This is a genomic window from Chryseobacterium metallicongregator, assembly GCF_031324065.1.
In the GTDB taxonomy this organism is placed as follows: Bacteria; Bacteroidota; Bacteroidia; order Flavobacteriales; family Weeksellaceae; genus Chryseobacterium; species Chryseobacterium metallicongregator.
The window spans coordinates 368,156-385,417 of the sequence record NZ_JAVIXS010000020.1 but is presented as its reverse complement, the minus strand read 5'-3'; the positions used below and the strand labels follow the sequence as shown (position 1 = coordinate 385,417).

Annotated in this window: 17 protein-coding genes; 10 read left to right on the top strand and 7 right to left on the bottom strand. The window is 34.5% G+C overall.

The genetic code is table 11. The annotated features are described in order from the left end of the window. The 4 genes from REB14_RS19670 to REB14_RS19655 all read right to left on the bottom strand — a co-directional run bounded on the left by REB14_RS19670 (window position 1) and on the right by REB14_RS19655 (window position 4,527). Window positions 1-2,862: a heavy metal translocating P-type ATPase gene (locus REB14_RS19670; RefSeq protein ID WP_309523047.1), complete on the bottom strand. Its 2,862-nt coding sequence runs from the start codon at window positions 2,860-2,862 to the stop codon at window positions 1-3. Window positions 2,863-3,063: 201 nt separating this feature from the next. Continuing rightward, the gene (locus REB14_RS19665; RefSeq protein ID WP_079241446.1) at window positions 3,064-3,624 is read right to left on the bottom strand and encodes a helix-turn-helix domain-containing protein; all 561 of its coding nucleotides are present in this window, start codon (window positions 3,622-3,624) and stop codon (window positions 3,064-3,066) included. Beyond that, window positions 3,621-4,016, bottom strand: a complete 396-nt coding sequence (locus REB14_RS19660; protein ID WP_034696721.1) for an acyl-CoA thioesterase — start codon at window positions 4,014-4,016, stop codon at window positions 3,621-3,623. Before REB14_RS19660 ends, REB14_RS19665 begins: the two co-directional genes overlap by 4 nt. 97 nt (window positions 4,017-4,113) lie before the next feature. Next, complete coding sequence (locus REB14_RS19655) at window positions 4,114-4,527, bottom strand: DUF6157 family protein (RefSeq protein ID WP_079241447.1); 414 nt, start codon at window positions 4,525-4,527, stop codon at window positions 4,114-4,116. Window positions 4,528-4,894: 367 nt separating this feature from the next. Here REB14_RS19655 and REB14_RS19650 point away from each other — a divergent pair, with 367 nt between their 5' ends. Further along, entirely contained in the window at window positions 4,895-5,245 is a 351-nt protein-coding gene (locus REB14_RS19650; RefSeq protein ID WP_034696719.1) for an RNA recognition motif domain-containing protein, read from the top strand. 138 nt (window positions 5,246-5,383) lie between these two features. Beyond that, window positions 5,384-6,136: a hypothetical protein gene (locus tag REB14_RS19645; protein ID WP_309523046.1), complete on the top strand. Its 753-nt coding sequence runs from the start codon at window positions 5,384-5,386 to the stop codon at window positions 6,134-6,136. A gap of 64 nt (window positions 6,137-6,200) precedes the next feature. Here the strand turns inward: REB14_RS19645 and REB14_RS19640 are convergent, their stop codons facing one another. From REB14_RS19640 to REB14_RS19630, 3 genes are read right to left on the bottom strand one after another with little or no spacing between them, the layout of a single operon-like run. After that, the gene (locus REB14_RS19640; RefSeq protein ID WP_309523045.1) at window positions 6,201-7,985 is read right to left on the bottom strand and encodes a DUF4153 domain-containing protein; all 1,785 of its coding nucleotides are present in this window, start codon (window positions 7,983-7,985) and stop codon (window positions 6,201-6,203) included. A gap of 24 nt (window positions 7,986-8,009) precedes the next feature. Then, complete coding sequence (locus REB14_RS19635; protein ID WP_309523044.1) at window positions 8,010-8,501, bottom strand: BlaI/MecI/CopY family transcriptional regulator; 492 nt, start codon at window positions 8,499-8,501, stop codon at window positions 8,010-8,012. A gap of 8 nt (window positions 8,502-8,509) precedes the next feature. Beyond that, window positions 8,510-9,112, bottom strand: a complete 603-nt coding sequence (locus tag REB14_RS19630) for a phosphatase PAP2 family protein (protein ID WP_079241451.1) — start codon at window positions 9,110-9,112, stop codon at window positions 8,510-8,512. A 200-nt stretch (window positions 9,113-9,312) separates the two neighbouring features. On the opposite strand from REB14_RS19630, the gene REB14_RS19625 reads away from it, so the two are divergent. From REB14_RS19625 to REB14_RS19590, 8 genes are all read left to right on the top strand, one after another. After that, window positions 9,313-9,741 (top strand): NIPSNAP family protein, encoded by a 429-nt coding sequence (locus tag REB14_RS19625; RefSeq protein WP_309523043.1) that lies wholly within the window; start codon window positions 9,313-9,315, stop codon window positions 9,739-9,741. A gap of 317 nt (window positions 9,742-10,058) precedes the next feature. Then, window positions 10,059-11,060, top strand: coding sequence for a pyruvate dehydrogenase (acetyl-transferring) E1 component subunit alpha (gene pdhA, locus REB14_RS19620; RefSeq protein WP_034696713.1), 1,002 nt, complete (start codon window positions 10,059-10,061; stop codon window positions 11,058-11,060). Between the two features lie 108 nt (window positions 11,061-11,168). Further along, window positions 11,169-12,761: a 2-oxo acid dehydrogenase subunit E2 gene (locus tag REB14_RS19615; RefSeq protein WP_309523042.1), complete on the top strand. Its 1,593-nt coding sequence runs from the start codon at window positions 11,169-11,171 to the stop codon at window positions 12,759-12,761. A 428-nt stretch (window positions 12,762-13,189) separates the two neighbouring features. Next, complete coding sequence (locus tag REB14_RS19610; protein WP_309523041.1) at window positions 13,190-14,335, top strand: hypothetical protein; 1,146 nt, start codon at window positions 13,190-13,192, stop codon at window positions 14,333-14,335. Between the two features lie 12 nt (window positions 14,336-14,347). Beyond that, the gene (locus REB14_RS19605; RefSeq protein ID WP_309523040.1) at window positions 14,348-14,911 is read left to right on the top strand and encodes a DUF6705 family protein; all 564 of its coding nucleotides are present in this window, start codon (window positions 14,348-14,350) and stop codon (window positions 14,909-14,911) included. Window positions 14,912-14,955: 44 nt separating this feature from the next. Then, window positions 14,956-15,522, top strand: a complete 567-nt coding sequence (locus tag REB14_RS19600; protein ID WP_309523039.1) for a DUF6705 family protein — start codon at window positions 14,956-14,958, stop codon at window positions 15,520-15,522. 5 nt (window positions 15,523-15,527) lie between these two features. After that, window positions 15,528-16,106: a hypothetical protein gene (locus tag REB14_RS19595; protein WP_309523038.1), complete on the top strand. Its 579-nt coding sequence runs from the start codon at window positions 15,528-15,530 to the stop codon at window positions 16,104-16,106. A gap of 483 nt (window positions 16,107-16,589) precedes the next feature. Beyond that, window positions 16,590-17,258, top strand: coding sequence for an ABC transporter ATP-binding protein (locus tag REB14_RS19590; protein WP_047431228.1), 669 nt, complete (start codon window positions 16,590-16,592; stop codon window positions 17,256-17,258). Window positions 17,259-17,262 lie beyond the last annotated feature (4 nt).

The window sequence follows — 17,262 nt, the reverse complement described above, 5'->3', positions numbered from 1 at the left end:
TTATTTTATATCCAGATCCACGGAGTTGAGTCTCAATGAATTCAGTATCACAGACAGGGAACTGAAACTCATTGCTGCAGCTGCAATCATTGGTGATAAAAGAATTCCAAAGAATGGATACAATAATCCTGCCGCAACCGGAACTCCTAAAACATTATAAATGAAAGCAAAGAACAGGTTCTCTTTAATGTTTTTGAGAAGCTTTTCACTCAATAGTTTTGCTTTTGCAACACCTAAGATATCTCCTTTTAATAAAGTAATTTCAGCACTTTCAATCGCAACATCTGTTCCTGTTCCCATGGCAATTCCCACATCAGATTGGGCAAGGGCAGGAGAGTCATTGATCCCGTCTCCGGTCATCGCTACAATTTTACCTTGCTGTTGGAGTTTCTTTACCTCATTCAGCTTATCTTCAGGAAGACAGTTGGCTTTGAAATGTTTAATTCCTAATTCATCAGCAACAGCTTTGGCAGTATGTTCATTATCTCCTGTCATCATGATGATGTCTATTCCTTCACTCATCAACTGTTTAACAGCTTTTTTGGAGCTTTCTTTGATTTTATCTGTAAAACTTACGAATCCCAGCACCTGCTGATCCTGTGCGATATAGGAAATCGTATGGGCTTTAGACTGAACTTCTACTGCTTTCTGTTTTAAGCTGTCAGGAATCATAATCTGATGAGAGGTCAGGAGACTTTCATTTCCAAGATAAGTTGTCTTTCCGTTGATATTTCCTTTCACTCCTTTTCCTGAGATATTCTCAAACTGATCTACTTTTTCCGCCGTCAGATTCTCTTCTTTTGCTCTTTTTATTACGGCATTGGAAAGTGGGTGTTCAGAATTTTGATTCAAAGAAAAAGCCAGTTTTAAAATCTGATGCTGATCTCCGTTTATTGTTTCAATATGCTCTACTGAAGGTTTTCCTTCTGTTAAAGTTCCTGTTTTATCGGTAATCAAAACATTTACTTTATTCATCTGTTCAAGTGCTTCTGCATTTTTGATAAGGATTCCGTTTTTAGCACCTTTCCCGATTCCTACCATTAAGGACATCGGAGTTGCCAGCCCAAGAGCACAAGGACAAGCCACAATTAAAACGGCAACCGCATTTACGAAAGCAAATAAAGTTCTTTTTCCTTCCGGACCGAAAAACTGCCACAGTACAAAAGTAAGTACTGCAATAACAATTACCACAGGGACAAATACTTTTGATACTTTATCTGTAAGTTTCTGGATTGGAGCTTTGCTGCGGCTGGCTTCATTAACCATTTTAATAATTTGGGAAAGCAAGGTTTCATCACCTACCTTTTCTGCCTTCATAATAAATACCTGATTACCATTGATTGTGCCGGAAGATACTTTATCGTCTACATTTTTTTCAACAGGAATGGGTTCTCCGGTGATCATGCTTTCGTCAACAATAGAATTACCTTCGGTGATTTTTCCATCTACGGGAATTTTTTCACCAGGTTTTACTTTTAATAAGTCGCCTATTTTTACCTGAGAAAGCAGAACTTTCTTTTCTTCACCATTTACCATAAGGTTGGCTTCATCCGGTGAAAGGTTCATTAATTCTTTGATGGCATTTCCTGTTTTTTTATGAGCCGCTGCTTCCATCAGCTGACCTAAAATGACAAGGGTTAAAATCACACAGACTGCTTCAAAATATAACGGGATTTCATGATTATGTCCACGAATTTCATGTGGAATAATGTCTGGAAATATCAGAGCTACAATACTGAAAATAAAGGCTGCAGCCACTCCCAGTGCAATAAGACTGAACATATTGAGGTTCCATGTTTTAAAGGAAACCCAGCCTCTTTTCAATAGAAACCATCCTGAATAAAACATCACCGGAAGTGTTAAAGCAAGTTCGATAAATCCCTGAATCTGATGAGAGAAAGGGAAGTTGATCAACATTCCTCCCATTGAAAGAATGAAAACCGGAATAGTAAACGTCAGTGAAGTAATGAATTTTCTTTTTAATATAGTGTAGGTTTCATCTTCATCATCATCACTGCTGTCGGGCATTCTTATGAGATCCATTCCGCAGATCGGACAGTCTCCCGGTTCGTCACGAATGATTTCCGGGTGCATAGGACAGGTATATTTTGCAGTTTTCTTTTCAGGATATTTTACAAGATCCATTCCGCAAACCGGACATCCTACATTGGAGTCGTAGGTTTTATCACCTTCACAATACATCGGACAGTAATATCTGCCTGCCATTTCATCAGTTACTTTAGGGGTTTCATGACTATGGCTGTGGTGGTGATCATGATGACTGTGAGAATGAGAATGATGCTGGTGAGAATTTGCTTTTTGGGCAAGTTCTTCCGTAATCGGTTCTAAATCCATATGACAAACAGGGCAACTGCCTTTTTCATCATATACTTTATCCCCTTCGCAAAACATCGGACAATAATGCTTCCCGGTACTATCTTTAAAGTTTTCAGGAAGGTTGGTTGATGAATAGGTTGGTTGATGATTAGGATCTTTAGCAAGCTTTTCTTCAATAGGAATCAGATACATTTTGCAGACAGGACATCTTTCGCCCTGTTTGAAATATACTTTATCTCCTTCACATTCCATTGGACAATAGTATACCGAAGACGGAGATACACGGTCCTGAGGTTTTATGAATGCTGTCTCAGGATGATTGGGATCTTCAAGTCTGTATTTTCCTATTTCTGCCAGGGCATCATTTAATGCCGAAAGTGTCACACCATAATCAGAAGTGATGGTTGCGGTATGAGTTTCCAGATTAACATCGGCTTTAACACCATCAACACTGTTCAGTTGATTGGAAATTTTTTTCTGGCAGCCGGAACAGGTCATTCCGAGTATTTTATACTGTTGTTCCATGATTCTTAAATTTATAGTACAAATTTCCAAAATGGAAACCTAAGGTTGTTATAAATTTAAGGATAATAGTTATAAAATTAGGTGGAGTGGAAGAGTTTGAGAGTATAAGAGTAAGAGGGTTTGAGAGTTGTAGGGTTTGAGCGTCTGAGCGTTTTTAAGAGTGATAGAAATATTTAACTCACGCTCAAACACTCAAACGTATTAAAGATTGTCAAGCGCTTTGCGATTGTGTTCTTTGAGTTTTTTGAATTCAGTAGGAGTGAATCCGGTTATATTCCTGAACTGGGAAGAAAGATGCTGTACACTTTTATAACCAAGCTTTCCTGCAATTTCAGTAAGATTGAATTCGTTGTATAAAAGAAGTTCTTTTACCTTTTCTATTTTCTGAAGAATGAAGAATTGCTCTAATGTGATATTTTCGTTTTGAGAAAATGTTTTGGAAAGAGCACTGTAATCCTTGTGAAGTTTTGAACTTAAAAATTCGGAAAGCAGGAAGTCTTCCGAGATATCAAGGTCGCTTATTTTTACAATAATCAGGTTTTTGATTTTTTCCACAGTCTGATGAGCAGAATCCATAATCCTTTCAAAACCTGTATCAAGCAGTTCTTTTTCTATGATCTGCATTTTTTCAGGAGAAACATCAGCTTCCGTTTCTACTTCTCCCAGTAAGATATTAGCTGTTTTTATATCTGCATTACGGAAAATATTTTCTACTGCAGCAATGCATCTGTTGCAGACCATATTCTTTATGAAAATCTTCATAGGCTGTTGTTTAACCTGTCTTTTACGAATTCTATCTGGGTTTTGCCATGAGGAGCAGGATTGCCTTCTTCGTTAAGGTTTACCATAACAATTCTTTCTACAGTAATGATGGTTTGATGAGTCATTTTATTTCTTACATCACATCTTAAAGTAATAGAAGAAGATCCGAAATGAGTAGCTTCAATTCCTATTTCTATAATATCTCCTTGTTTGGCTGAGCTGACAAAGTTGATTTCAGAAATAAATTTTGTGACTACTTTTGTGTTTTCTAATTGAATAATAGCATAAAGTGCAGCTTCTTCATCAATCCATTGAAGAAGTCTTCCTCCGAAAAGTGAATGATTGGGGTTTAAGTCTTCGGGTTTCACCCATTTTCTGGTATGGTAGTTCATATCTTTTAATAATTTGCAGTACAAATTTAGTGTTAAAAGCTGATCTTTTCAAAAGAATAGTATTTATTGATCTGAAAAGAATCATTCATTTTCTCAATCATTTTCTTTTGGAACGCATGGCTTTCGTTTTTGCTATGGAAGAATCATTCAGCAATATTTGATATTCTTCACTTTCTATGGTAATCAGGGCGACTTTTCCTTCCTGATTATGATGAAATCCAAATCCATATTTTTTCGCCAAAGGAGAACACCGCAGACAAGGTTGGCCTTTGGAAAAGAACTTTTCCCTTTCATCCTCTTTCTCGTTTTCTGAAATTTCATTTTTAATGGCATAGCATTCAAAAATTAGATCATCAGAAGAATATTGATAAGGACTTTTTATAAGTTTCTCATATTGGAGATTAGCGAGTGTTTTTTCCTTTTTTTCCGGAGGAATCTGTGCACGGAAAACAGGACAATCTTCGGCAGCTTCAATGAGTGTGTTGGTATAATTTGTGGTGTATAGTTTCATATTTAGGTTCAGGTTTTAAAATTTTATAAAGAATAGGGCGGTAAGGAAGCTGATAAATAGAATGTTGTATGTCATATTAACTTGATTTTGAGGGCTCAACGTTAGTATTTGTTTTAAATCTTTAACTAATTTTATAATAAAATTTATTTTCACCTAATTGATTGATTTTTAATTAATTACGCTTGTTTTGTGTGCTTTTTTTGTTTTTAGATTCAACATAATGTGAGAAATATTTAAAAAAAGCTTTGATTTGAAATTTTTAATTGTATCTTGCATACGTTTATATTTGGAATCAATATTTGTTCATTAATTTATGTTGTTTTTCTTTTATATACCAAATTTTTATTAATTTTTTAATTTATTTAAAATGAACATTTTTGTTTCAAACATCAATTACGCAACTAAAGAGTATGAGTTGCACGATCTATTCGCAGAATTTGGTGATGTATCATCAGCTAAAATCGTTACAGACAGAGAAACTGGTCGTTCCAGAGGTTTCGGTTTCGTAGAAATGGGTGATGAAGAAGGAAAGCAAGCTATTGAAGCTCTTAACCAAAAAGAATTTAACGGAAAAACTCTAAACGTATCTGAAGCTAAGCCAAGAGAAGAGAAGCCAAGAAGAAGCTTCGATAACAACAGAGGTGGAGGTTATGGTAACAACAACAATAGAGGCGGAGGCTATGGTAACAACCGTGGCGGAGGCGGAAATCGTTGGTAAAAATATGAAGCGGCTTTTAAGCCGCTTTTTTTATGGAATTTAATTTCCAGTAAATCATTTAATTATAACTTGGGTTGAAATATTATGATGTTTTGGCATAATTTTAGAAAATTATCAATCAATCAAAAAGTAATTATAATGAAAAAACATTTATTAGTCGTAATGATGGTGTTTGGTGGATTATTAATTAATGCACAAAACATTTATACTGGGCAGAACATAGAACAAAACAGAAAATACTGGGCAAGTAACAACCGATACTATTTGACCTTTCAGAATGATGGTAATCTGGTTTTATATAACAGAGCCGGAGTTGCAATGTGGGATACAGGAACAAATAATAGAGGAGTGAGAGCTGTTTTTCAGGATGACGGGAACTTAGTAGTTTATACTCCCGGAAATGGGGTGGCTTTTAGTTCTAATACTAATGGAAGAAGAGCTGAAAGATTAACTATTCAGGATGACGGGAATCTTGTCATTTATAATGGTACCAATCCGCTATGGGCCTCAAAAAGCGATTTGAAAAATAGTGGAAGAGACAATGGCTTTGGCCGTGGAAATGGGAATATAAGTACTGGGTACAAATTCCGTAAAGGAACAAAAGTATTCTCTCCTAATGGCAGCTATTATTTGACTTTCCAAAATGACGGAAATCTGGTTTTATCCTATGATAACGGAGATTCTATCTGGGCATCCGGAACAGATAATAAAGGAAGCAGAGCGGAGTTCCAGGCAGATGGAAATCTTGTTGTTTATGATTCTTACAATAAAGCAGTATGGAGCTCAAATACTTCCCGCAGAGGAGCCAACAAGCTTTCTGTGCAAAATGACGGAAACTTAGTAGTTTATAACGATTATACTCCATTGTGGAGTTCAGGAACTAATAGATAACAAACTATTTAGATAAAATAAAAAGAGACTATCCACAAGGTAGTCTCTTTTTTTATTTTAATGCTTATTTTAATTTGATAAGGATGTAAACATTTTCGTAATAAATACTGGCAGTGTCATTGTCAGAATACTTTTCTCTTGTAATTTCACTGAAAATAAGTTTAACGTGATACTTTCCTAAATCAGATTCCATAGCAATTTCGGGGATTACTACATTTCCTTTCTTGTTTTTATTTTTCTCAAATAATTTAATAATCTGTGGTCCGAAGTCTACTTCTTCTTTAGAATTTAAACTTAATTTTAACGAGGATTCTTCTGTCAGCTGATCTGTCAGCTCAAACTGGTCATCATTCAGTTTTTGAGGATCTCTGCTATAACGATGGAAAGAAATTAAATACTGATAATTCCCGAGTTCTACAGCCTGTTCTTCACGAACAAGAACGATTCTGTTCATTTCATATGCTCTGTTTTTTGCGGTGACATTCACATCTGAGAACTTACTCTGAATGTCGTAATTGATACTATAAAATGTACCTTTTTCAATATTATCTGCTAATTCAGCCTGATCTTTTTCGTTCAGGAGAGCTGATAGGAATTCACTTTGCCTTCTTTCAGCCAGAAATTCAAATTTATCAGCAATTTCATTACGAACAGTATCAGTAACTTTTTTCTGAAAATTTATCTTGCCGGCACTCATTAGCTGATGCTGGTTTAAAATATTCATCAATTCTGTTTTCTGACTTCTCTTAGCTACACTGAATGCATTAAGGTAAGGGAAAATCAATGCAAAAGCGCCAAATAAAAATAAGCTGACAGGAATGAACTTTATCGTAGCTTTTTTGTTGAAAATAAAGTAGACAACAATGCTTAACAGCCATAGAGCAAGCAGGAGAACGAAATACCTAGGTTCTGTATATCCATATTCTAAAATTCTGGTAAAAATAGCCGTGAAAAGCAGAATAATCAAAGGAACAATGGTATAATAGAATGCTTTTGAAAATATTCTGACCCAGGATTTTGCGTTTTCTTCTTTTAACGGGTGAACCAGAAGTAATGCAAGGATACCCACAATGCTATAGGCTAAAACAAGGTAAGAAACCCAGCCTCTTGGAAGCTGCCAGTTGATTAATATTTTAACAGAATAGAAATAAAGAATTGTTACATAGATAAGGAGTAACGGAATTAAAATAAACTGAGTGAAAAACTTCAAAACAACAGGGTAGGTGCCGTCTTTTTCAAGGTTATTTAATCCTTTATCATTAAATAAAAGGAAAATAAAACTGCTTCCAAAAATAGAGAGAACAAAGAATGTATCTCTGTAAATTCTGTCATGGAAGTTAAAGTCAAAAAGTTTGTCAACGGCTAAGATTGCTAATTCCATACCGCCTGTCAGAACTCCAGTAAATACGGCAGTGAGAAAGATATTGATAAAAAGATTTTTGTTGTACTGCCAGAATCTTAGCTCTCTGTCTTTCTTCAGAAACGGAACAAATGATACCAGTAGATGGGAGAGAAGGGCGGTAACAGCAATGATGTAAGCATAAACTTCTGTAAAGCTGTTTTTTTTATCAGGCAGAATGTAATAAAAACCTATAAGGAAAATTATACCGGATACGTGTAGTAGTAATTCTTTCCCGATTCTCTGTGACAACATTTTTAGTGCAAACATCAGAGAAATTCCGAGGCAGGAACAAATGGTGAACTTAATATAAGAAGTAATTTCACTACGCTCCGTTTCCACAATGCATATGGTGCCAATAGCAGCTAATAAAGCCATTGCCAAAATCATTGGATATCGGAAAATGACTTCATTGGCCCGGCTTAGAGTTTCCTGGAATTTTGTTTTCATGATTTGGTGTTTTTAAGGTTTAGATTAATCTTTTTTCTTTTTTTTCTTTTTATCCTTATCCTTGTCTTTTTCTTTTCCTTTGGTCTTCTTTTCTTTTTTAGGATTCAGGATTTCTTCAGCTACTTCAAACTTAGGTTCTTCGATTTTGGCTGGCTTTATCTCGATTTTAAGATCAAAATAACCTTTCATATCTTCCTGGGAGATTAATTTTTCACTTAATAAAAGTTCCAGAATTTCCTTCCCTGAATTATTAAAAAAGTTATATGAAAGCTCTTTCAATAGAAATTTTTTATACTCTTCCAAAGGAACAAGTACGCTGTATTTGAAGATTCTTCCTTCTTTTACAGTGGAGAGATAACCTTTTTCAACTAATATTTTCAAATAAGTGGAAACCGTGTTCTGGTGTGGTTTCGGTTCCGGATGCTGCTCCATAACGTCCTTCAGATAGAAAGATTCCATTCTCCAAAACAGCTTCATAAAGTTTTCTTCTGCGGCAGTAAGATGATTTATTTTCATAGAGTATTCTAATGTTGAAATTGAATATTGCAATAAAGATAGATAAAAGATACCAGAAAAGCTATTCCAGCCCCCATAAATACTTCTTTTACGGTATGTCTTTTTAAAATAATACGGGTGATTCCGACCAAAATAGCGATTCCCAGCCACGCAAGACCCATTTTACAGTCAAGTGAGAAAAAGAGCGCTGCTACAAATACATTGAACGCTGTATGCATTGAGCTTTTTATAAAAAGATTGCTGATCTGAAGAGCGAAAAGAAGCACCAGGATAAATAGCATGACAAGATCTATATATCCGTTTCTGATATAATTAAAAAGAAGATAGGCGATCACACAGACTGCAATAAATATATATAACGTTTTCCTTTGGACACGGTTGGAAACATCCATATTGGTATATCTTCCCGTCTTTACATTCCACACCAGCCATATCACAACCGGGATAATGATCATTAATAATACAGGAAGAAAATAAAGGATAGAATCTTTAAGGGAATATTCTCTGATGCTCATATAGATAAAGAAAATGATAAGAGAGACCAAAGGATTAAAAAAATCAGAGATGACTTTTGAAATTTTGTGTAATAATGAAGATTGTTTTTCTTCCATAATCAAGTTTAAAAACCAAATATACTATTATAACCTCAAAAATCAAATGAAAACCATGAGATGGAATAGTTGATTTAATGGGTAAGTTGTTTGATTACCAGTTGATTTTAATGGAGTGAAATATTTTTGCGTCTTTAAATTAGTATTAAGTTTTGCAAGAAATGTTTAATTTTAATTGATCTGTTTTAATCATTATTATCATGAAATATCTATTCACATACTTATTTATATTATCAGGTTATTTAGTTTTTGGACAAAAGGTTTCAGGGGAAAATATTTCTACACCACAACCTGTCCATCAATTAAGAATCTATGAAATTCCAAAAGAAAATAAACAGGTTTTTCTGGATCGCTTCAGAGATCATGCATTGAGAATCATGAAGAAATATGGATTTACCATTGTGTCGATCTGGGAATCGGAATTCAATGAAAAAACAGAATTTGTTTACCTGCTTGAGTGGAAAGATGAACATGCAATGAAAATGGCGTGGGAAGGATTTATGACAGATAAAGAATGGAAGGAAATTAAAACCAGAACGGCAAAACAATATGGTAATTTCGTCAATGAAATTGAAGACAGAAGCCTGAAACTTACAGATTTTTCCCCCGAAAAGAAGTTGTTGAAATAACCAAAATATATATTAACAATAATTAAAGAGGAATGAAATAGGAGAACGAAATATAAAGAATCCTAATGTTTCCGAATTATGTGTTGTTTCGGGAAAGTCTTATGGATAGGATGATTTCTAAGATTTGACGAAAAGAATGTAACGGATAAAACGTAGCTTTATCACTCTTCCAGGGGGTCGGAAATTAAGAATAATCCATACAGCCCGCAAATAGATTTTGCAGAAAAATCGAAAAGTTATCTATGTATAGAATAAAAACAAAGTTTTTTTCATAATTTTGCTCAACTATTTCATCATAAAAAAGCAAGAGCTAACACATGAAAGAATTTTCTAAAGAGGTATACCTGAAGTGGTATGAAGATATGACAATGTGGAGAAGGTTTGAAGACAAATGCCGTTCTCTTTACCTAAAACAAAAGATCAGAGGATTTTTACATTTGTATAACGGTCAGGAAGCTATCCCTGCCGGGTTTACACATGCAATGGATCTTACAAAGGATAGCATGATTACTGCATACAGATGTCACATCCATCCAATGGCGATGGGAGTAGATCCTAAAAGAATCATGGCGGAACTTTGTGGTAAAGCTACAGGGACATCCGGAGGTATGGGTGGATCTATGCACATTTTCAGTAAAGAACACCGTTTTTACGGAGGACATGGTATCGTTGGAGGACAAATTCCATTAGGTGCAGGTATTGCTTTTGCGGATAAATATTTCGACAGAAAAGCAGTAAACATCTGTTTCTTTGGTGATGGTGCTGCAAGACAAGGTTCTTTACATGAGACCTTCAACATGGCAATGAACTGGAAACTTCCAGTAGTATTTGTTGTAGAAAATAACCAATATGCAATGGGTACTTCTGTAAAAAGAACAGCCAACCACGAAGATATCTATAAATTAGGATTAGGATACGAAATGCCTTGTCTTGCTGTAGATGCAATGGATCCTGAAAAAGTGGCAGAAGCGGCTTACGAAGCTATTGAAAGAGCAAGAAGAGGAGACGGACCTACTTTCATTGAAGCAAGAACTTACCGTTACAGAGGACATTCTATGTCTGATGCCGAGCCATATAGATCTAAAGAAGAAGTAGCTCTTCATAAAAATGATGACCCAATCGAATTGATAAAACATAGAATTTTAGAAAACGGATGGGCTACAGAAGCAGAACTGGAAGTTATGGATAACAAGTCCAGAGACTTTGTTGAAGAGTGTATCGAATTTATGGAAAACTCTCCGTATCCGGATGCAGAAAAAATCTATGAGTATGTATATGCTCAGGAAGATTATCCATTCTTAGACAAATTAGAAAACTAAAAGATAATGAGTTAATTTGACAATTTGAGAACTTGAAAATGTGATAGATTATGTCCTTTTTTAATTTTCAAATTTTCAGATTGCTAAATTTTCAAATTAAAATAAATTATGGCAGAAGTAATTACGATGCCCCGCCTGTCCGACACAATGACGGAAGGTAAGGTGGCAAAATGGCATAAAAAAGTAGGAGATAAAGTAAAAGAAGGAGATATTTTAGCTGAAATTGAAACTGATAAAGCAGTTCAGGATTTCGAATCTGAAATAGAAGGTACCCTTTTATACGTAGGTGTAGAAGAAGGAGGTGCTGCTGCTGTAGACTCTGTTTTAGCTATTATCGGGAATGAAGGAGAAGATATTTCAGGATTGACAGGTGGGGCTGCTGCTCCCGCTGCAGAAACTGAAGAAAAAAAATCAGAAGAACAGCCTAAAGCAGAAACTGCTGCGCCTGCTGCAGAAGTTGCGGCAGGAGTAGAAATTATTACCATGCCAAGACTTTCTGATACAATGACAGAAGGTAAGGTAGCTAAATGGCACAAAAACGTAGGAGATACAGTAAAAGAAGGAGACCTTCTTGCTGAGATCGAAACAGATAAAGCAGTACAGGATTTCGAATCTGAATTCAATGGAGTATTATTGAAGCAAGGTGTAGAAGAAGGAGGTGCTGCTCCGGTAGATTCCGTATTGGCAATTATTGGCCCTGCAGGAACAGATGTTTCCGCTGTAGGTGCTCCAAAAGCAGCGGGTCAGTCAACTGAAAAACCAGCTGAACAAAAAGCAGAAGCAAAGGTTGAAGAAAAAGCTGCTCCGGCTGCCAGTTCTTCATCTTCTGACAGAGTAGCAATCTCTCCATTAGCTAAGAAAATGGCTCAGGATAAAGGAGTTGATATCAACAGTGTTCAGGGATCTGGTGAAAACGGAAGAATCGTTAAAAAAGATATTGAAAATTATCAGCCAGCTGCAAAACCAGCTGCTTCAGCTCCTGCAGCAAGCGCTGCTCCGGTTGCAGTAAGCTTTGTACAAGGTGAAGATACAGAGACTCCAAACTCACAAGTAAGAAATATCATTGCAAAACGTCTTTCTGAAAGTAAGTTCTCTGCACCTCACTATTATCTGATGGTTGAGATCAATATGGATAAAGCGATCGAGGCTAGAAAAGAAATCAATTCTCTTCCGGATACTAAAATCTCTTTCAACGATATGATTATTAAAGCGACTGCAATTGCTTTAAGAAAACACCCTCAGGTAAATTCAAGCTGGGCAGGGGACAAGATCATTCACAGAGGAAATATCAACATCGGTGTAGCTGTAGCTATTCCAGACGGATTGGTAGTTCCAGTATTGAAAAATACAGATCAGATGACATATACTCAGATTTCTGCATCTGTAAAAGATATGGCTTCAAGAGCTAAGAGCAAAGGTCTTAAAGCTAACGAAATGGAAGGATCTACATTCTCTATTTCAAACTTAGGAATGTTCGGAATCGAAACGTTTACAAGTATCATTAACCAGCCAAACTCTGCAATCCTTTCAGTAGGAGCAATTATCGAGAAACCAATCGTTAAAGATGGTCAGATCGTAGTTGGAAACACCATGAAACTTTCATTGGCTTGTGACCACAGAGTGGTAGACGGTGCTACAGGTGCTCAGTTCCTACAGACATTAAGAACATATTTGGAAAGTCCATTAACTTTGTTACTGTAATTTTCTGAATTGAAAATAGTAAAACCTCCCAAATCGGGAGGTTTTTTTGGTTTTAATATATTTTAAAAATTACTTTTTCAGGATCTTTATTTCTCCATTAAGTTCCTTTACTTGTAATTTCAATTCCTCTATTCTTTCTTCATACTGGTAGAATTATGCAAAAAAAGATTTTGAATAATAATTTATTTCTCTCATATTTGAAAAATAATTATATTTAACACAATAAAAACCAAATGTCTATGAAAAAAACTATTTTTCGATTATTCTTTCTGTTTGCTATTCTGTCCACTTTATGGTGTTGCCGGAACGAAGAATTCTCAGCAGAAGATGCTGCGTAACAAGACTCTTATAGTTCTTCTACCAGATTTGCTTCAAAAAGCTTCTGGAAGGAAGACGAAGTATACATCCATAAAGTTCAGCAGGTATTTATGAAAGTAGCCAATGCTGAACATGTAAAAAGCAGATATGGTGAGCTGTACTGGGATTATGCTATGACCTTCGGCCAGTTTGGAGAAAAATATCTGCTTGTTCCTGTAGTAAAAGATAACAGAGTAGTTCTCCTTATGGAAGCCGTAAGGGAAGGAAATAAAGTCTATTTCTTTGAAAAAGATGACAAAAGAATGATTGATTTCTTCCATGCTGTTATCTTTTCCAATATCACCGATTATGGGGAGAAAACAGAACCTCAAACCGGAGTTTCATCAAGAAATACACCAACTTTTGTGTGTAGTACAAGATGGATTACGATAGGATGTACCAACAATGAGCCTAATTGTACTCCATATACAACTTCAGAAACAATTTGTAAATGGACTCCCGGCACAACCCCCAAAACATTTGATCCTATAGGGCTGGATGACGGAGGTGGAGGTGGTGGCTATGAGTATCCAGATCCGCCAGAAACAGAAGATCCTTGTACAAAATTGAAAACACAAACCTCTAATCTTACATTCAAAAATAACATAACTTCTCTCGAAGGAAAAACAAGTGATAACTATGAAAGTGGTTATAGAATAGGAACTAATTCTAATGGTACTTTACAAAACCAAATACTACAAAATAAACCTGGAACACAACAAGTGGATCTTAAGGCATTTTCAAATACAATAACACTAATGCATTCACATTATGACGGATTGTATCCAATGTTTTCACCAGGTGATATTATCTTCTTTAACCAATGGATTGTTTGGGCACAGAATTGGAACGCAATACCTACGAATACACCTAAGATACCATTAAATAATCTTACATTTACCCTGGTAACAAGTAATGGAAATTATTCTTTTATTTTCGATGGGACATCTGCTGCTCCTTTACCAAGCTATACACAACAACAATTAGAGGATTTAGACAGAGATTATACATATAAATATTTAAATAAGGCAGTGACTGTAGGAAATGTAAGTGGAGATGCAACTTATAATATGGAAAAGTTAGAAACAGAGTTCCTTAAATTTATGAGTGATAAAATGAATATGAATGGATTAAAACTTTATAAAACCACAACTAGTGGAAATTCATCATTAACTTTAGTAAATGGAACACGTCAGGAAGCTGATTGTCCGAATTAAAAAATTATAATTATGAAACAAGCATTATTAATATTACTGGTATTTATTACAATCTCATGTAATGCACAAATTTATCCTTTAAACTATAAAGAAGATGTCCCAAATGGAGCTTACTACAAAGACTTAGATGGTGAACTTGATAAATATGTTGGTTTATGGAAAGGAACATGGAATGGAAAGACAGTGTACTTAGAGTTAAAAAAAATTAAGGATTATAGTGATGGAACTCATCCATATTACAAGGATAGGATATTGGGAGAACGAAAAATTATAGCTTCAAACGGAACTGTAGAAATTGATAGAATTTCTAATTTCGGAAGTGAGGGAACAGAGTTTTGGGGAATTGGGTTTAATTTAAAAAACGGAAATATAAAACGATTATATTTCTCTCCTAGAAACATGTGTAGAAAAACTGGAACTTTGGATATCACAAATTTTACAGTGAGTCAAATGACGTTACATTTTGAATATCTTCCAAGTATTATAGATCCTAACTGTCAGCATAACGCTTATGTAGATCAGTATGGAGATTTTCCTATCAATTTTCCGAAGGATATTGTATTAACAAAGCAATGATATAAAGCCTCCAATTCCAGAGGTTTTCTTTCCAAACACAGATTATGAAAAACAGATTATCAATATTACTGGTATTTATTACAATCTCATGTAATGCACAAATTTATCCTTTAAACTATAAAGAAGATGTCCCAAATGGAGCTTACTACAAAGACCTAGATGGTGAACTGGATAAATATGTTGGTATGTGGAAAGGGGTATGGAATGGGAAAACTTTGTATTTAGATTTAAGAAAAAATAAATATAAATTAGGAGATAATTCGAATTATATATATAAAGATATGATTTTGGGAGAAAGAAAGGTAATTAATTCTAGTGGAAATATTGAAATAGATCGAATTTTGAACTTTGATTATGTACATCCTGAATTTGATGGAATTGGATTTAATTTAAAAAATGGAAATATAAAACGACTATATTTCTATCCTAAAAATATGTGTAGAAAAACTGCAACTTTGGATATCACAAATTTTACTGGAAATCAAATGACATTACATTTTGAATATCTTCCAAGTATAATAGATCCTAACTGTCAGCATAACGCTTATGTAGATCAGTATGGTGATTTTCCTATCAATTTTCCGAAGGATATTGTATTAACAAAACAATAAAATGTATGTATAGAAGCATCTTATCAATATTTCTTTGTTTTACCAGTATCTATGCTTTTTCGCAACTAAAAAAAGATAGCATAGTTTTCATAGGAGAAAAGATTTCTGAAGAGAGTTATTCCCCGCCTAAAATAGAAAATGATACTATGAAAGTTGCATTTCTCGATTATGCAATAAAAGTAAAGTATCATATTTTATACAAATTAAGAGGTAACTATGATAGCGATACAATAGAATTTATTTCTTTTGATCATTATGGGGATTTTAATTTTACTAAACATAAGTATATGCTTTTATCTGTTAAGAAAATATCTGATGGAAGTTTTTATCTTCCAAAATATGAATATAAGACTGTTGCAAAATCAATTGATGGAAAATGGGCATTTAGAGGGAATGATATTAGATTAGATAAAAAATTAATGAATAAAGTTATTTTTCAACCAATGCTATTTGAAGAAAATTTTTCTTATATTATTAAATCTAAAAAAAGACTAAGGGAAAGATTTCCTAAAGCTTATTATAAAAAAGAGAATGACAAAATGATTCCTATAAAAGGATTATATGTTGATAGCTTATATAAATAAAAGATTGTATGTAATACATTTTGTTGGTAATTATAATTGTTTAGAATCCGGTAATGTATTTATAGAAACTAGAAAAAACAATCCTAATGAAATGACATTGTATTACTCCCAGGATAAAGATGGACTTTTAAATCCTGCAAAATGTCCAAATTTCAGCAGCTTTGTCCCTCTATTACCACAAGAAAAAATGGTATTAACAAAACAATAAAATAAAACCTCCAAGGAGGTTTTTCTGTTTTTTGGTAAATAGAAATGGAGACTCCTAACAAAACCCCTAAGGTTTCAAAAACCTTATGGGTTTAGAAAAAAGTTTATATTACAAAAGTTTTTACAAAAAAAATAAGACAGAAATAATTAAAAAAATTAATAGAAAAGTCCCTTATAAATGGATTAAAGAAATTTGATATCTTTAAAAACAAAATAAAATATAAACCGCTTCAAAAAGCGGTTTTTTATTTGCAGGCAATTCACTACTTTTGAATCATGATTAAAGCAAGAAATATCCATAAATCTTATGGGAATTTAGAAGTACTGAAAGGAGTTGATATTCATATCAAAACAGGAGAGGTGGTTTCTATTGTGGGAGAATCAGGAGCAGGTAAATCTACACTGCTGCAGATTTTAGGAACGCTGGATCATCCAACCCAATCTGGTAAGTATGATACGGAGATTGAAATAGCAGGAGAGTCGTTTATTAATATGAATGATAAGCAGCTGTCGAAGTTCAGGAATCAGAATATCGGTTTCGTATTTCAGTTTCATCAGCTACTTCCAGAATTTACAGCGCTGGAAAATGTCTTGCTTCCGACAAAAATAGCAGGAGCCAACGAAAGAGAAGCTCTTGAAAAGGCTTATGCTTTATTTGAAGACCTAAAGATTGAACAAAGATTGAATCATAAACCCAACCAGCTTTCAGGTGGAGAGGCACAAAGGGTAGCTGTAGCAAGAGCTTTAATTAATTCTCCGAAAATCATTTTTGCGGATGAACCTACCGGTAACCTTGATTCCAAGAATGCAGATGATCTTCACCGATTGTTCTTTGATCTTAGAGATAAATACAATCAAACTTTTGTTATTGTAACGCATAACCCGAATCTTGCAGAAATTACAGACCGCAAGCTCGTTATGAAAGACGGAATGATTATAGAGTAGTATA

Coding starts and splice junctions, on each gene's coding strand:
- REB14_RS19670 (WP_309523047.1), bottom strand. CDS start 2,862: ATGGAACAACAGTATAAAATACTCGGAATGACCTGTTCCGGCTGCCAG.
- REB14_RS19600 (WP_309523039.1), top strand. CDS start 14,956: ATGAAAAACAGATTATCAATATTACTGGTATTTATTACAATCTCATGT.
- REB14_RS19615 (WP_309523042.1), top strand. CDS start 11,169: ATGGCAGAAGTAATTACGATGCCCCGCCTGTCCGACACAATGACGGAA.
- REB14_RS19665 (WP_079241446.1), bottom strand. CDS start 3,624: ATGAAGATTTTCATAAAGAATATGGTCTGCAACAGATGCATTGCTGCA.
- REB14_RS19660 (WP_034696721.1), bottom strand. CDS start 4,016: ATGAACTACCATACCAGAAAATGGGTGAAACCCGAAGACTTAAACCCC.
- REB14_RS19605 (WP_309523040.1), top strand. CDS start 14,348: ATGAAACAAGCATTATTAATATTACTGGTATTTATTACAATCTCATGT.
- REB14_RS19630 (WP_079241451.1), bottom strand. CDS start 9,112: ATGGAAGAAAAACAATCTTCATTATTACACAAAATTTCAAAAGTCATC.
- REB14_RS19625 (WP_309523043.1), top strand. CDS start 9,313: ATGAAATATCTATTCACATACTTATTTATATTATCAGGTTATTTAGTT.
- REB14_RS19635 (WP_309523044.1), bottom strand. CDS start 8,501: ATGAAAATAAATCATCTTACTGCCGCAGAAGAAAACTTTATGAAGCTG.
- REB14_RS19595 (WP_309523038.1), top strand. CDS start 15,528: ATGTATAGAAGCATCTTATCAATATTTCTTTGTTTTACCAGTATCTAT.
- REB14_RS19640 (WP_309523045.1), bottom strand. CDS start 7,985: ATGAAAACAAAATTCCAGGAAACTCTAAGCCGGGCCAATGAAGTCATT.
- pdhA (WP_034696713.1), top strand. CDS start 10,059: ATGAAAGAATTTTCTAAAGAGGTATACCTGAAGTGGTATGAAGATATG.
- REB14_RS19655 (WP_079241447.1), bottom strand. CDS start 4,527: ATGAAACTATACACCACAAATTATACCAACACACTCATTGAAGCTGCC.
- REB14_RS19610 (WP_309523041.1), top strand. CDS start 13,190: ATGAAAGTAGCCAATGCTGAACATGTAAAAAGCAGATATGGTGAGCTG.
- REB14_RS19590 (WP_047431228.1), top strand. CDS start 16,590: ATGATTAAAGCAAGAAATATCCATAAATCTTATGGGAATTTAGAAGTA.
- REB14_RS19650 (WP_034696719.1), top strand. CDS start 4,895: ATGAACATTTTTGTTTCAAACATCAATTACGCAACTAAAGAGTATGAG.
- REB14_RS19645 (WP_309523046.1), top strand. CDS start 5,384: ATGAAAAAACATTTATTAGTCGTAATGATGGTGTTTGGTGGATTATTA.